This is a genomic window from Ruegeria sp. D4 (genome assembly GCF_056534475.1).
In genome coordinates this window covers 364157-378469 of the sequence record NZ_JBQFPJ010000002.1, presented here as the reverse complement: position 1 = coordinate 378469, position 14313 = coordinate 364157, and the positions used below count along the sequence as shown (strand labels likewise).

General features: G+C 58.1%; 10 protein-coding genes and 1 tRNA gene. 3 read left to right on the top strand and 8 right to left on the bottom strand.

Annotated elements, in window-relative coordinates; all coding sequences use genetic code 11:
- Position 1 precedes the first annotated feature (1 nt).
- The 6 genes from queG to ACR0MI_RS05770 form a co-directional block, all read right to left on the bottom strand.
- Positions 2-1039 carry a tRNA epoxyqueuosine(34) reductase QueG gene (queG, locus tag ACR0MI_RS05795; RefSeq protein ID WP_170617346.1) on the bottom strand — a complete coding sequence of 346 codons (1038 nt, stop codon included), beginning with the start codon at positions 1037-1039 and terminating at the stop codon, positions 2-4.
- Between the two features lie 78 nt (positions 1040-1117).
- Positions 1118-1783 carry an FtsZ-binding protein FzlA gene (gene fzlA / locus ACR0MI_RS05790; RefSeq protein WP_170617344.1) on the bottom strand — a complete coding sequence of 222 codons (666 nt, stop codon included), beginning with the start codon at positions 1781-1783 and terminating at the stop codon, positions 1118-1120.
- A 58-nt stretch (positions 1784-1841) separates the two neighbouring features.
- The gene (gene mtgA, locus ACR0MI_RS05785) at positions 1842-2576 is read right to left on the bottom strand and encodes a monofunctional biosynthetic peptidoglycan transglycosylase (RefSeq protein ID WP_170617342.1); all 735 of its coding nucleotides are present in this window, start codon (positions 2574-2576) and stop codon (positions 1842-1844) included.
- A gap of 130 nt (positions 2577-2706) precedes the next feature.
- A complete protein-coding gene (gene gltB / locus ACR0MI_RS05780; RefSeq protein ID WP_170619854.1) occupies positions 2707-7239 on the bottom strand; it encodes a glutamate synthase large subunit in 4533 nt (1510 codons plus the stop codon).
- Positions 7236-7670, bottom strand: coding sequence for a GFA family protein (locus tag ACR0MI_RS05775; protein ID WP_170617338.1), 435 nt, complete (start codon positions 7668-7670; stop codon positions 7236-7238). Before ACR0MI_RS05775 ends, gltB begins: the two co-directional genes overlap by 4 nt.
- 29 nt (positions 7671-7699) lie before the next feature.
- Entirely contained in the window at positions 7700-9133 is a 1434-nt protein-coding gene (locus ACR0MI_RS05770) for an NAD(P)-dependent oxidoreductase (protein ID WP_170617336.1), read from the bottom strand.
- A gap of 229 nt (positions 9134-9362) precedes the next feature.
- Here ACR0MI_RS05770 and ACR0MI_RS05765 point away from each other — a divergent pair, with 229 nt between their 5' ends.
- Positions 9363-10166 carry an undecaprenyl-diphosphate phosphatase gene (locus tag ACR0MI_RS05765; protein ID WP_170617334.1) on the top strand — a complete coding sequence of 268 codons (804 nt, stop codon included), beginning with the start codon at positions 9363-9365 and terminating at the stop codon, positions 10164-10166.
- On the opposite strand, the gene ACR0MI_RS05760 is transcribed toward ACR0MI_RS05765, so the two are convergent.
- The gene (locus ACR0MI_RS05760; RefSeq protein WP_170617332.1) at positions 10167-11150 is read right to left on the bottom strand and encodes a complex I NDUFA9 subunit family protein; all 984 of its coding nucleotides are present in this window, start codon (positions 11148-11150) and stop codon (positions 10167-10169) included.
- Positions 11151-11361: 211 nt separating this feature from the next.
- Here ACR0MI_RS05760 and ACR0MI_RS05755 point away from each other — a divergent pair.
- Positions 11362-11448, top strand: a tRNA-Leu gene (locus tag ACR0MI_RS05755).
- Positions 11449-11779: 331 nt separating this feature from the next.
- On the opposite strand, the gene ACR0MI_RS05750 is transcribed toward ACR0MI_RS05755, so the two are convergent.
- A complete protein-coding gene (locus ACR0MI_RS05750; RefSeq protein ID WP_480853875.1) occupies positions 11780-12889 on the bottom strand; it encodes a DUF3604 domain-containing protein in 1110 nt (369 codons plus the stop codon).
- 220 nt (positions 12890-13109) lie between these two features.
- Here ACR0MI_RS05750 and ACR0MI_RS05745 point away from each other — a divergent pair, with 220 nt between their 5' ends.
- Positions 13110-14045 carry an alpha/beta hydrolase gene (locus tag ACR0MI_RS05745; protein ID WP_480442131.1) on the top strand — a complete coding sequence of 312 codons (936 nt, stop codon included), beginning with the start codon at positions 13110-13112 and terminating at the stop codon, positions 14043-14045.
- Positions 14046-14313 lie beyond the last annotated feature (268 nt).

The window sequence follows — 14313 nt, the reverse complement described above, 5'->3', positions numbered from 1 at the left end:
TTTACGACAGCCGTTTTACCGCCCAGCGCGCCGCGTCGGCCACTGCCGGATCAGGGTCGTCCGTTAGCGCCTGCGCGGCACTACACAGTTCTGCATTGCCCGAATTGCCGATGGCATACAGCACATTGCGCACAAACCGGTCGCGACCAATCCGCTTGATGGGCGAGCCGGAAAACTTCTCCCGAAACGCGGCATCATCCAGTGCCACAAGATCAGTTAACGCAGGCGCCTTAAGGTCATCCCGGGCCGCATACCGAATGTCACTGGCCGCCACCGCGAATTTGTTCCACGGACACGCCGCAAGACAATCATCGCATCCATAGATCCTGTTGCCCAATTTGCCGCGCAACTCTTCCTCGACCGGACCTTTGTGCTCAATTGTCAGATACGAGATACAGCGCCGCGAATCCAAAAGGTACGGGACAGGAAACGCGTCGGTCGGGCAACTATCCAGGCAGGCCCGGCACGACCCGCAGCGGTCAATCTCCGCTGGATCGGCCGGCAAGTCCAAAGTCGTGAAAACAGACCCTATGAAAGCCCAATTGCCCCAATCCCGACTAACCAGATTGGTGTGTTTTCCCTGCCAACCCAATCCCGCAGCCTGACCAAGTGCCTTTTCCGGCACAGGTGCTGTATCGACAAACACTTTCACTTCGCCACCGGCCTCGGCAATCAGCCAGCGCGCCAGTCGTTTCAGACGCTTCTTGACCAGATCATGATAGTCCTTGTTCTGAGCATAGACCGAGATCGCCGCTTTTTCGGGATAGTTCAGAATTTCGGTCGGATCATGCTCGGGCGCGTAGCTTTCGGCCAGCATTATCACCGACCGGGCCTCGGGCCACAAAATCGCCGGATCACCACGCCAATGGGTGCGCTCTGCCATCCATCCCATCTGCCCATGATATCCGGCCTGCAGAAACGCTTCCAACCGGCCCGGAACCTGCGGCACATCCCAGGGCCTGCAAATCCGACAGGACACAAAACCCTCGCTCAATGCCTGGGCGACCAGCTTTTCTTTCAAACCCGATCCGTTCTTCATCTGGCCAAAAATATCCTCGGGGGTGAATTGGCCCGACGGGCCAAGAGGGGGCGGAAGGCCCCCTGCGCCCCGACCCTATCAGAAATCCAGATCGGCGTAATGGGGCGGAGGCCGGAATCCCGGCACCTGATCAGCGAGGATGGACCGGAACGCCGGTCGCGATTTGATCTTGGCATACCAGTCCCTGACCGTCTGGCTGCGATTCCAGTCCACGTCCGAGATATAGTCCAGTGCCGACAGATGCGCGGCAGCGGCGAAATCCGCCAGCGTCATCTGATCCCCGGCCAGCCAGCGGCGTTGATCCAGCAACCATGTCATGTAGTCCAAATGGTACTTGATTGCGCGCGCACCTTCCTTGACGCGCTTGCTGTCCGGATAGCCTTCCCCGGTCACTTTCTTGTTGACCCGCTCGTACACCAGTTTCGATGTCACCTCGTGATGAAACTTGTCATCAAACCAGCCGACCAGACGCCTTACTTCATAGCGCGCTTCGGGCGTTTTGGGCATCAGCGCGGGTTCGGGGCGGGTTTCCTCGATATACTCGCAAATCGCCGCACTTTCCGACATCACCTGCCCGTCCAGGCGCAATACGGGAACCTTTCCTGCGGGGTTTCGACGCAGAAAATCCGGATCTTTCTCCCAGTACCGTTCCTCAACCAGTTCCACTTCGATTTTCTTCTCTGCCAGCGACAGACGAACCTTGCGGCAAAAGGGGGACAGGGGAACGTGAAACAGGCGCGCCATGAGCTTCCAATCAAAGCAGTGAATACAACCAAGCTTTAGCCTTGAGCAGCCTTGGGTTTCAATCCTCGAAACAATCCGCGCGACCATCTGCGCGGATGGTGGCCGCTCCGTCCCGTATCGCGGCGGCCCGACGGCGCGTGCGAACCGACGGATCCGCAACGGATCTGTTCCTGGGCGAGGGCAGAATTGCAGCGATCCGCGCGGCCTGAACCGGCGTCAAATTAGCGGCTGATACGTTGAAATGCATTTGCGCGGCAGCCTCGACCCCGAAAACCCCGTTCCCGGTCTCAGCTACGTTCAGATAAACCTCAAGAATGCGCTGCTTGCTCCAGAACAGTTCGACAACCGGCGTGATCGACGTTTCAAGCGCCTTGCGTACCCAACTGCGTCCTTGCCAAAGGAACACGTTCTTGACGACCTGCTGCGAAATGGTCGACGCGCCGCGTGCGCCACCATCTTCCAGCGCATCTCGGATGGCCTGGATGTCAAAGCCCCAGTGCAGGCAGAAATTCGCGTCTTCTGCAGCGACGACCGATCGCGCCATCACCGGGGAAATCTCTTCGATCGGAACCCAGTCGCGTTCAACTTTGCCCAACCGGCGCCACTCGGACCAGATTGTATGCGTGATCGGCGGGTTGACGACCGAATAGAGCAGCACAAGACCGACTACAAATGCGACACAGGCCAACAACCCACGTGTCAGCCAGCGGCGAATCCGCGATATCGACAGCTTCTTTGACTTTGTTGCCTTTGATTTTTTACCACGCGTTCCGCGCGCTGCTTTTTTTGCCATACCCTTGCTATACGACGCATGAGGCGCGTTTGGAACGGGCTAAATTTCAGCCCCTGTGCCATATGCATGCAAAGGAAAACCCTGCGCGTTTGTGGAAACACGCAGGGTTTTGACCTTGTTTAGGGTCTGTTTACTCCGCCGGAACTGCTGCGATCTCTTCGCTCAGCGGATGGCTGAGTTTATTCAGCATTTCCTTCGGGCACACCTGCAGGAAGTTGGCCTTTTCGACATCCCAGTGTTGCAGGATATCCGCGGCTTTGCGGCTTCCGGTCTCGGCTGCGTGACGTTTGATCAGCGTTTGCAACTGATCGACCCAGTGGCTCACCGTGACCGGACAGGTGACAAGTGTCTCCATGTTCATCAGAAGCTGCGCCTTACCGTCAGGATCGTACAGATAAGCCATCCCTCCGGTCATACCGGCACCAAAATTTGCACCGATGGAACCAAGGATCACGGCAACGCCGCCGGTCATGTATTCACAGCCGTTGGACCCGCACCCTTCGATGACCACCTTGGCACCCGAGTTCCGAACCGCAAACCGCTCACCCGCGCGGCCGGCCGCAAACAGGTGACCGTCGGTTGCGCCGTACAGGACAGTGTTGCCGATAATGGTGTTTTCATCCGCTTTCAGCGGGCTGATCTGCGGCGGACGCACCACGATCGTGCCGCCCGACAGACCTTTGCCTACATAGTCATTGGCATCACCCGACACTTCCAGCTTCAGACCCGGAGCCGCAAAGGCCCCCAAGGACTGACCGGCCGATCCCTGCAATTTCACGTGAAGATGGTCCGGCTGGAAAGTGTTTCGCATCCCGAAATTCTGCACGATATGACTGGAGACACGGGTGCCCACGGTTCTGTGCGTGTTCTGGATGGCGTAGGACAGCTGCATCTTCTCGCCGTCTTTCAGGAACCGCGCCGCGTCGCGGACAATTTCGGCGTCCAGTGTATCCGGCACTGCGTTCCGATCCTTGTCGCGGTCATACACGATGTCATGCGCGCCATCGACCGTGATCAATAGCGGGTTGAGGTCCAGATCGTCCAGATGCGCCGAACCACGGCTGACCTGCGCCAGCAGATCAGCCCGGCCAATGATGTCATCCACGGACCGCGCGCCCAGGCTGGCGAGGATTTCGCGAACTTCCTGTGCGTAGAAGGTAATCAGATTCACAACCTTGTCCGCGTTGCCCGTGAATTTGGCGCGCAGGCTTTCGTCCTGTGTGCACACACCAACGGGGCAGGTATTCGACTGGCACTGACGCACCATGATACAGCCCATCGCGATCAGGGCGGCAGTGCCGATACCGTATTCCTCGGCCCCCATCATCGCGGCCATGACAATGTCGCGCCCGGTCCGAAGGCCGCCATCGGTCCGCAGGGTGACGCGGTCGCGCAGGTTGTTCATCGCCAGAACCTGATGCGCCTCGGTCAGACCCATCTCCCACGGCAGACCGGCATATTTGATGCTGGTCGCAGGTGAGGCACCCGTGCCGCCGTTGTGACCCGAAATAAGGATGATATCCGCTTTTGCCTTGGCCACACCGGCGGCAATCGTGCCAACGCCCGAGGACGCAACCAGCTTGACCGTCACCTTGCAGCGTGGGTTGATCTGTTTCAGGTCATAGATCAGCTGCGCCAGATCCTCGATCGAGTAGATGTCGTGATGCGGCGGAGGTGAGATCAGCGTCACGCCCTTGGTCGAGTGCCGCAGACGCGCGATCAGGTCAGTGACCTTCATGCCGGGTAGCTGACCACCCTCACCGGGTTTCGCACCCTGGGCGACTTTGATCTCCAATTCTTCACACTGGTTCAGATATTCGGCAGTCACGCCGAACCGCCCCGAGGCCACCTGTTTGATCTTGGCCGACGGGTTGTCGCCATTGGGCTCCGGCACGAAATGCGCCGGATCTTCGCCGCCTTCACCCGAGTCCGACTTGGCGCCAATCCGATTCATCGCCACGTTCAGCGTCTTGTGTGCCTCAGGGCTGAGTGCGCCCAGCGACATGCCCGGCGTGACAAAGCGTTTGCGGATCGAAGTGATCGATTCCACCTCTTCAATCGGGATCGGCTTGCCGAGTGGTTTGAAATCCATCAGGTCGCGCAGATGGATTGGCGGATTGGACTGCATCTTGGCCGAATACTGCTTCCACAGCTCATACGAGGCTCTGTTACAGGCCATTTGCATCATATGCATCGAGGTCGCTTCCCAAGCATGGGTCTCACCCGACTTGCGCGCCTTGTAGAAACCGCCGATTGGCAACACATCCAGACCGCTGTCCCAGCCTTTGGCGTGAATCTCCTCGGCCTTGACCCGGATACCATGCACGCCGATGCCCGAGATGCGGCTGGTCATACCGGGGAAGTATTCGGCCACCATGGCGCGGGACAGTCCCACCGCCTCGAAATTCAGACCGCCACGATACGACGACACCACCGAAATGCCCATCTTGGCCATGATCTTGAGCAGGCCCTGGTCAATTGCCTCGCGGAATCGCGCAACATTTTCGGTCAGCGTGCCATCCAGCAAGCCACGTTCGATCCGGTCGGCCAGCGAATCCTCGGCCAGATATGCATTGACCACGGTGGCGCCACATCCGATCAGCACGGCAAAATAGTGGGGGTCGATGCATTCCGCCGACCGCACATTCAGCGAGCAGAACGTCCGCAAGCCTTGACGGATCAGGTGAGAGTGCACGGCGCTGGTGGCCAGGATCATCGGCATCGCCACCTTGCCCGGACCGGAATACTGATCCGTCAGGACCAGATGCCCGGCGCCCGAGCGCACGGCTTCTTCTGCTTCGGCTCTGACACGGGCCAAAGCGTCGCCCAGCGCACCTTCGCCTGGTTCAAATGAACAGTCGATCTCGGCCAGGGTCGCATTGAAATTTTCTGCCAGCTTCTCCCATTGCGTGTTCCCGACAAAGGGGCTTTCCAGCACAATGATCTCGGTCTGGCTGCTGTCTTCGTCCAGCACGTTCTTGAGGTTGCCAAACCGCGTTTTCAGCGACATCACGCGATATTCGCGAAGCGAGTCGATGGGCGGGTTGGTCACCTGGCTGAAATTCTGGCGGAAGAAATGGCTGAGCGGGCGGTATTGCCTTGACAGCACTGCCGAGGGCGTGTCGTCCCCCATCGAGGCCAGCGCCTCTTTTCCGTCCTCGGCCATCGGTGCCAGAATCTGCTCCAGTTCCTCGACCGAATATCCGGCGGCGATCTGGCGCTTGCGCAACTCCTCGCCTTTGAACAGCGGACGCTCGGTCACACCAGCCAAGGTGGCATCCAGATCGTTGATCTTGCCGACCCACTCGCCAAACGGCAGCGCGCGGGCCAGTTTGTTCTTGATCTGAATGTCGCGGAACAGTTTGCCCTTTTTCATGTCAACGGCCAGCATCTGCCCGGGACCCAACGCACCTTTTTCGACCACGGTCGCCTCGTTGATCGGCACCATGCCGGCCTCGGACCCGGCGATGACCAGACCATCGCCCGTCACCACATAGCGCATCGGGCGCAACCCGTTCCGATCCAGACCGGCGCAGACCCAGCGGCCATCAGTCATGGCCAGTGCGGCAGGGCCGTCCCAAGGCTCCATCACCGAGTTGCAGTAGGAATACATGTCGCGCCACGCCTGCGGCAGTTCGACCGCCTGCTTGGACCAGCTTTCAGGCACCAGCATGGTTTTCGCCATCGGGGCCGAGCGGCCCGCGCGCACCAGGACCTCAAAAACAGAGTCTAATGCAGCAGAATCCGACGATCCGCCTGCAATGATCGGCTTGATGTCTTCGGCGTAGTCTCCAAAGGTGCCGCTGGCCATGCGGATCTCATGGCTTTTCATCCAGTTGATGTTGCCCTTCAGTGTGTTGATCTCGCCGTTATGGGCCAGCATGCGGAAGGGTTGGGCCAGCCACCATTGCGGGAAGGTGTTGGTGGAATAGCGCTGGTGGTAGATCGCGAACGCCGATTCAAAACGCTCGTCCATCAGATCGGGATAGAAGACTGCAACCTGTTCGGCCAGCATCATGCCCTTGTAGATGATCGAGCGGCAAGACAGCGAGGCCAGGTACAGGCCGGATATCCCTGCCGCCATTGCCGCCTTTTCGATGCGGCGACGGATCACGTACAGCTCACGCTCGAACGTCTCTTCGTCCACGCCCTTGGAATTCGAAATCAGGATCTGTTCGATCTCGGGCCGTGTCGCGTTGGCTTTGTCACCCAGACAGGTCACGTCAACCGGCACGTGACGCCAACCATAGATGTAATAGCCCATGTGCAGAACTTCGGTTTCCACGATGGTCCGGCAACGCTCCTGCGCGCCGAAATCAGTACGCGGCAGAAAGACCTGACCAACGGCGATAAGTTCGCTCAGGTTGGGCTCGTGACCGGTGCGCCGAATTTGGTCATAGAAGAATTGAACCGGGATCTGCACATGGATACCCGCGCCGTCACCCGTTTTGCCGTCGGCATCCACGGCGCCGCGGTGCCAGATCGCCTTGAGCGCATCGATTCCGGCATCCACAACCTTGCGGCTTTTCTTGCCGTCAACGGAAACAACAAGGCCGACACCGCAGGAAGAATGCTCTTCTTCCTCGGAATAGAGACCGTTTTCCGCCAGCCATTTGCGTTTGGCCTCTTCGGCCCGCACCCAATCGGCATCATATTTGGTCATTGATTGTCTCCTTCTTCCGGCTGGGCAAACATGGCTTCGACCTCGGCTGTGGTCATTTGCTTGCGCTCGCCTGCAAACGCGTACCCATCGGGCTTTTTGTCGATAAAAAGTTCCAGTTGCAGCTTGTGGCCCGTATCTTCGAACAGGCCAGCCGCCATTTGTGTATGTCCGTGCAAATCGCCCGGCAGGGTGATCCGGTACCAAAGTGCCGAACCGCAATCCGCGCAGAAGGCACGCTCGGCCCAGTCGGACGATGCATAAGTCTTTACAGGCCCCAATGCCGCGTAACCGGATTCAGCCTGAAAAGTCATCAGCATCGAACTGGTCCAACGGCGGCATTGATCGCAGTGGCATGCGCCCAGCGATTCCTTCGCCGGAGTAGCGGTCACTGTGACCGCCCCGCACATACATTGGCCTTGCAATTCGGGCATTCTGACCCTCCTGTCGCTGGGCTTTCGGGTTATTCGGCTGCGACGGCAGCCTTGCTGTTGAATCGCTCGATGATTGCGTCGGCACAGTCGCGGCCGTCACGGATCGCCCAGACCACAAGCGAGGCACCGCGTACGATGTCTCCGATGGCATAGACGCCGTCCATCTCGGTCTCACCGGTCTGGAACGCGGCCTTGACGGTGCCCCAGCGGGTTACGGGCAGGTCGGGCTGACCAAACAGTGTGGGCAGGTCTTCAGGTTCGAACCCCAGCGCCTTGATGACCAGATCGGCCTCTTCGACATAGTCTGCGCCTTCGATCACTTCGGGGGCCTGACGGCCCGAAGCATCGGGTTGACCCAGACGCATCTTCTGCACCATCACGCCAGAGACCTTGTCGTCACCAGTGAACCCTTTCGGCGCGCTCAGCCACTCGAACACCACGCCTTCTTCCTCGGCATTCTGGGTTTCACGCTGCGAGCCGGGCATGTTCGCGCGATCGCGGCGGTACAGACATTTGACCGAGGTCGCGCCCTGACGGATCGAGGTCCGAACGCAGTCCATTGCGGTATCCCCACCGCCAATGACCACGACTTTCTTGCCGTCGGCGTTCAGACGACCGTTGTCAAAATCCTCAACCGCGTCACCAAAGCTCTTGCGGTTCGAGGCAGTCAGGAAGTCGATGGCTTTCTCGATCCCGCCCAGACCACTGCCCGGCATGGAAAGATCGCGGGACTTGTAAACGCCGGTCGCGATGATCACGACGTCATGCCTGGCGCGGATTTCTTCGAATTTGTCCGCATCAACGTCACAGTTCAGCTCGAACGCGACCCCACCGTCGGCCAGCAGATCATTGCGGCGCTGAACGATGTCCTTTTCCAGCTTGAAACCCGGGATACCGTACATCAACAGGCCTCCGGCCCGGTCATAACGATCATAAACCGTCACTTGAACACCTGCACGGCGCAGCATGTCGGCTGCAGCCAAGCCACCGGGGCCACCACCAATGATTCCGACACTTTCGCTGCGCTCGGCGCCCGGCGCGACCGGCTTTACCCAGCCTTTCTCCCAGGCCGTGTCAGTGATGTATTTTTCGATCGTCCCGATGGTGACAGTTCCGTGGCCGGATTGTTCAATCACGCAATTACCTTCACACAGGCGGTCCTGCGGGCAGATTCGGCCGCAGATTTCAGGGAAGGTGTTGGTCGCCTGGCTGGTCTGATAGGCCTCTTCCAGGCGTCCGGTTGCGGTCAGGCGCAGCCAATCCGGAATATTGTTGTGCAGCGGACAATGCGACTGACAATAGGGAACACCGCACTGGCTGCAGCGACTGGCCTGCTCGACCGCCTTTTCGGCAGCAAACTCGGCATAAATCTCGGAAAAGTCTTCCTTGCGGTCATCAGCGGCACGCTTTTTGGGCATGACGCGGTCGATCTGCACAAATTTCAGCATCGGTTGCTTGGCCACGGGTCGGACTCCATGAATTGGCTAGGTCGGTTTTCTTTAAGAGATCGCAGGTCGGATGAAAAGTCAATTGTACTGACCCATTTTACGAAATTCGCACGCAGTGGTGAAAAAATTCTGGGGGTTTGTTAGATTTTAGAACCGATTCGGACCTATCTGCCTGCTTTTCTTTTCTTCATCACGCTTATACCCATTGTTCATAACGAAAACACGGCAGCGTCACGGCGGGCGGATGAGCATTTTTCAATTGATTCTTGCGGCGATTATTCAGGGAATAACCGAATTTCTGCCGGTTTCCTCTTCGGGGCACCTGATCCTGCTGCCCAGCCTTACCGGGCTGGATGATCAGGGCCTGGCCATCGATGTGGCCGTGCATGTCGGTACATTGGGCGCTGTTGTTCTGTATTTCTGGACAGATGTTATACAGGCCTTCGCCGGACTTCCCCGAGCACTAAGCGGCCGACTTGATACGCCGCAATCCAGGCTGGCCGCCGGGTTGATCATTGCGACGATCCCGACGGTCATGGTTGGCGCTGTCCTTTACCTGACCGGTCTCAGCCAAAGCCTTCGGTCCATCGCTGTGATCGGCTGGACCATGCTTGGATTTGGCCTACTGCTGTACTGGATGGACCAAAAAGGACCTCAGTCCAAACACGCCGGTGACTGGAGCCTGCGGGATGCGGCGATCATGGGCCTGTGGCAGGTGCTGGCCCTGATCCCGGGCACGTCAAGATCCGGGATCACGATCACGGGCGCACGCCACCTTGGCTACACGCGGGAGGATGGCGCGCGGATCGCCATGCTAATGTCGATCCCGACGATCCTTGCCTCGGGGACACTGCTGTCCGTAGACGTGATCCGAAACGCGGACGCGCAACTGGTCAAAGACGGCGCAATTGCGGCGGCCTTCGCGTTCTTTTCCGCGCTCCTTGCCCTCAGCCTCATGATGCGCCTTTTGCGCAGCGTCAGCTTCACGCCCTACGTCATCTATCGTGTCGTTTTGGGCGTGATACTGCTGGCAATCGCCTACAGTTGATCAGATCCGCAGGTTTCCGGCCGAATTCTGAATGTCGTCATATTGACCGGCCGGGCGGAATTTCCACAAATAATCCGGAAGAACCGACTCAAGTGTTGCAGGCTCAATCCCGAGGTCTGGGAAAGACTTCACACCATCCGAAACAACATTGTCGTGGCGCAGGTTCTTCAGCTGATCACGTGTCAGGATCGTATTTGGAAACAGCTGAAAGCTGACAAACTTCACAATATCCAGAACTCCGGCCATGATACGCGCCGCAAAGAATGGCAACCCGATAATGATGCGCTTCCGGTGGATAACCCCCAGCATCTGTTGCATCAGCTCACGGAACGATTTGACCTCGGGACCGCCAAGTTCGTAAATACCCGCGTCTGCCCGACCCAGAATGCCCAAAACAGCGGCTTTGGCCACGTCATCGACATAAACCGGCTGAAACCGTGTTTCTGCACCGGCCAGGGGTAGAAATGGCCCAAGGCGCGCCATGCCGGCAAAACGGTTGAAGAACTGATCTTCGGTCCCGAAAATAACGGATGGGCGCAATATCACGGCATCCGGCATATGGGCCAGAACGGCCGCCTCGCCTTTGGCCTTGGTTCTCGAATAGACGCTATCCGCTTCCGCATCCGCACCAATTGCCGAGATGTGAACCATCCGGGCCACACCCTGTTCCGCAGCCAGCCGCGCGATCCGTTCCGCGCCCTCAGCCTGCACTTCGTCGAACGTGTTTTTACCCAGCTCGTTCAGAACTCCAACACAGTTGACGACGGCATCGGCGCCCTTCATGGCCAGGGCCACCGAGGCATCATCGCGAATATTGCACAGGATCGGCTCGACCTGCCCCACTGCACCATACGGCTTGACGAACATCGCCTCGTTCGGGCGCCGCACCGCGACCCGAACACGCCACCCCTGAGCCGCCATACGGCGCGCAACGTAGCGACCTACGAATCCCGATCCACCATAAATCGTGACCAGTTTGGACATGAAACGGCTCCTGCTAAATGGGTCCTGATCCGATCTATCGCCCCAGAGCACTGCAAACAAGGCACAATAACGCCGCGCCCCGGCGATAAATCCATTTCAGTGCGGCACCTGTCCCGCGCCTCGGATGCGCGCATCAAAAAACTTTCAAAAAACTTCCCGAATCCTGTTGACGCCCTCCGCCAGTAGGCTTAAACGCCCCTCCACGACACCTGCCCAGGTGGCGGAATTGGTAGACGCGCTAGCTTCAGGTGCTAGTGTCCGTATGGACGTGGAGGTTCGAGTCCTCTCCTGGGCACCAAAACACAAGATAAAATGCTGTAATTTAATGTTTTTCAGAGCAGTAGCTTGTGTATCCCCTGTTTTTTTGTTGATGGATGTGAGCCCAAATTTTCTTGCCATCGTTTCCGTTGATACGCATTCTTCTAGTAAGATTGATGATAGTAAATGTTGGTATTTGTTGGAGTTAGGGCTGTGAAAATGTCCCAACTTTAACGGGCAACCCGACCTAAGTTTAATACCTAATAACGATGCTAGGCTCCGACGGCAGCTTTCATGAACAACGGACGTTTATCGAAATTGGGCGACTGACCGAGTTGCGGACGAAGCAGTCGTTCGGAAAGCGAGTTTGGTTAACTTCCCGGCGTGTACCAAATCGGAGACGTGTAAGCGCGCTCCTGATGGACCATGACAGCATCGTCCGGAAGGTTGAGGTTGCCGTAGTAAGCCTCGTCGTAAGCAAGCCATGTAGGCGTGGGGATTTCTAGAACGCGGACATAGTAGTAAGCGCGTTGCGCCGGATCGAACTCCGGGTCTACCCAGTGCGCAGCGAGTGCGGCAGACCCGATCGTGTTGGTGTAGTCCGCACCGCTTACCGTGTTTCCGACCGGTGGCAGTTTGCCTTCCGCATCGGATGCACGGTCACCCGCCCACCCGGCATCAAAAACTTTGGTCTGAGGGGAGCCGTCTGCATCGACCCAACCTTTGACAATCTGGATGCGGTCGAGGTTAGCGCCGTCGGGATCACGCAATGCACGGACCATAAAGCTGGGCGCTGCACCCTCTGGCCCGGTGAAGAGGTCAGCCCCCATCGGAACACCGCGCGCGTAGCCTTCCGCGGCAAAGTCCGGGCGATGCACCTCTTCTGGCTCAAAATCCCATCCAGCGAAGACACGAACGGTCATCCTCGGACCCGTCGTGGCGTAGACTTCCTTGCGCTTGAAAGCGTCCCAGATCGCTTCGCGTGTATTTTCACGCGCCCAAGCGGCAGCCAGACCCGCAGCAATGCTCTCGTACGCGCGGATCGCGATCGCTTCACCCTGTATGTCAGGTGGAATGATGAACTCGTCGTAGCGTTCTGAGCCGCTGCCTGGTTCCGCAACGCTGGCTTTCCCGAAGAAGTTATCGTCCCGTGCGGTTGCCAGAGACGTATGGCTGTCCGTCGACCCAATCATCCCGAACTTGAACGGATTGACGCCCATCTCTTCTTCGTACTTCAGTCCACGTGTCAGCGCGGAGCGCGCATATTCTGCTGGAAGCATCTCTGGCGTCTTCAGTTCTGAACCGAAATTTCCTCGGTCCCATGTGCCGTAGTCGGCAAATTCATCGTTGGGCGATAGCATGGGATGGGTCTCCCCATCGCCCTTAATTTGAGTGACTTCGTAAAGCGGCTCCCACCGCATCCGGCGTTCCGCATAAGCAGCATCGATGGGCTCGCCGTTCTCCCGCACATCATTGAACATCAGGTCGCCGAGTTCCAGGTCCGCATCGCCGTCCTGAACGGCTACACCGCGCTCGGCATACCCGTCACGGGAGCTGTGGGATAAGTCCGTTCGGGGAAAGGGGAACCTCGGCGTTCAGCCGATTTGTGCAACAGAGCCGATTGCCTCCCTGATGTCTCTTGTGGGCTGGGGCGCAACCGCAAAACAGACATCACTTCCCATCAACGCAGGAGACTCTGAAATGTCCTTCAAACCCGGCACAAACCCCGTCACCTTCAAATCCTTCGGCCTCGATCTGGTGGGCGATCTGTATCTGCCCGAGGACTTCGATCCGGCAAAGAAGTACAAGGCGATTGTTGGTGCCAGCCCCTTCCCGCAAGTCAAGGACCAGATCCCCGCGACCTACGGCCCGGAAATGGCGGCGCGCGGCTTTATTTACCTTGGTTTCGACTACATCGGCATGGGCTCTTCCCCGGCACTTCCGGGCGAGCACAAGCAGTCGCGTTACATGTTCCGCCTTATCGAAAATACCTGGGACGCGGTCTCCTACCTCGGCACCCTGCCTTTCGTGGAAGAAATCCACGGCCTGGGAGTGTGTCAGGGCGGCTCGATCATCGCCTCTGCCGCCGTGACCGACCACCGCATCAAGAAAATCGCCATGGTTTCGGGCATGATGGCAGCGGATCCGTTCCAGTGGACCGACCGCGACATGGTCAATGCTCAGATCGCGGCGGCAAACGCCTCCATGCAGAAAATGTATGAAACCGGTGAGCCCGACTACGTGAACACGATTGGCCTGGATGATAGCCAGTCCCGCGAAGAATTCGTTGGGTCCGGTGTGAACCCGATGGCTGAAGAAACCTATGACTATTACGGCCGTGACGGCGTCAAAGGCCCGGTGGCAGTTCCGACATTCACCAACGCGCATATCGGTGACCAGGGCATGCAATCGCTGATCTCCATCGGCCAGCACTATGCCGACAAGATCGTGCAGCCTTCGCTGACCGTTTACAGCAAGTCGGCTTTCACCGCGATCTGCTCGACCGCATTCGTCGAGAAGCTGACCAACGAGCACAAAGAGCTGGCCTTTGATGAGTTCAGCCACGTGGATTTCTATTACAAGCCTGAGGCAGTGAAAGCATCGACTGACGCCGTGGCTGAGTTCTTCAACGCTTAAACTTATTAGTGGAGGTCGTAGCAATATGACCTCCACCTTCTCCTACAAGTAAGCAGGCATTGGTACGACGCGCAGCATCTGTCACGCCGACCCGAAGCGGCCGTCCGCTGCACTTGGTGTGAGCGACTGCCAGGCGGACTAACCACTGGCTACGTCGTCATAAGTTTGTGGCTCAACTTCAATGATCCGCGCGCCAACCGCCGGGAGACTGCGCAGCATATTCCTGACAATTGCCGCATCTTCGTGCATGATGGAAAACAGGCACACT

What these genes read in the sequence shown, in the direction of transcription:
- queG (WP_170617346.1), bottom strand. Translation starts at nt 1,039, where the DNA reads ATGAAGAACGGATCGGGTTTGAAAGAAAAGCTGGTCGCCCAGGCATTG.
- fzlA (WP_170617344.1), bottom strand. Translation starts at nt 1,783, where the DNA reads ATGGCGCGCCTGTTTCACGTTCCCCTGTCCCCCTTTTGCCGCAAGGTT.
- mtgA (WP_170617342.1), bottom strand. Translation starts at nt 2,576, where the DNA reads ATGGCAAAAAAAGCAGCGCGCGGAACGCGTGGTAAAAAATCAAAGGCA.
- gltB (WP_170619854.1), bottom strand. Translation starts at nt 7,239, where the DNA reads ATGACCAAATATGATGCCGATTGGGTGCGGGCCGAAGAGGCCAAACGC.
- ACR0MI_RS05775 (WP_170617338.1), bottom strand. Translation starts at nt 7,670, where the DNA reads ATGCCCGAATTGCAAGGCCAATGTATGTGCGGGGCGGTCACAGTGACC.
- ACR0MI_RS05765 (WP_170617334.1), top strand. Translation starts at nt 9,363, where the DNA reads ATGAGCATTTTTCAATTGATTCTTGCGGCGATTATTCAGGGAATAACC.
- ACR0MI_RS05760 (WP_170617332.1), bottom strand. Translation starts at nt 11,150, where the DNA reads ATGTCCAAACTGGTCACGATTTATGGTGGATCGGGATTCGTAGGTCGC.
- ACR0MI_RS05750 (WP_480853875.1), bottom strand. Translation starts at nt 12,889, where the DNA reads ATGTTCAATGATGTGCGGGAGAACGGCGAGCCCATCGATGCTGCTTAT.
- ACR0MI_RS05745 (WP_480442131.1), top strand. Translation starts at nt 13,110, where the DNA reads ATGTCCTTCAAACCCGGCACAAACCCCGTCACCTTCAAATCCTTCGGC.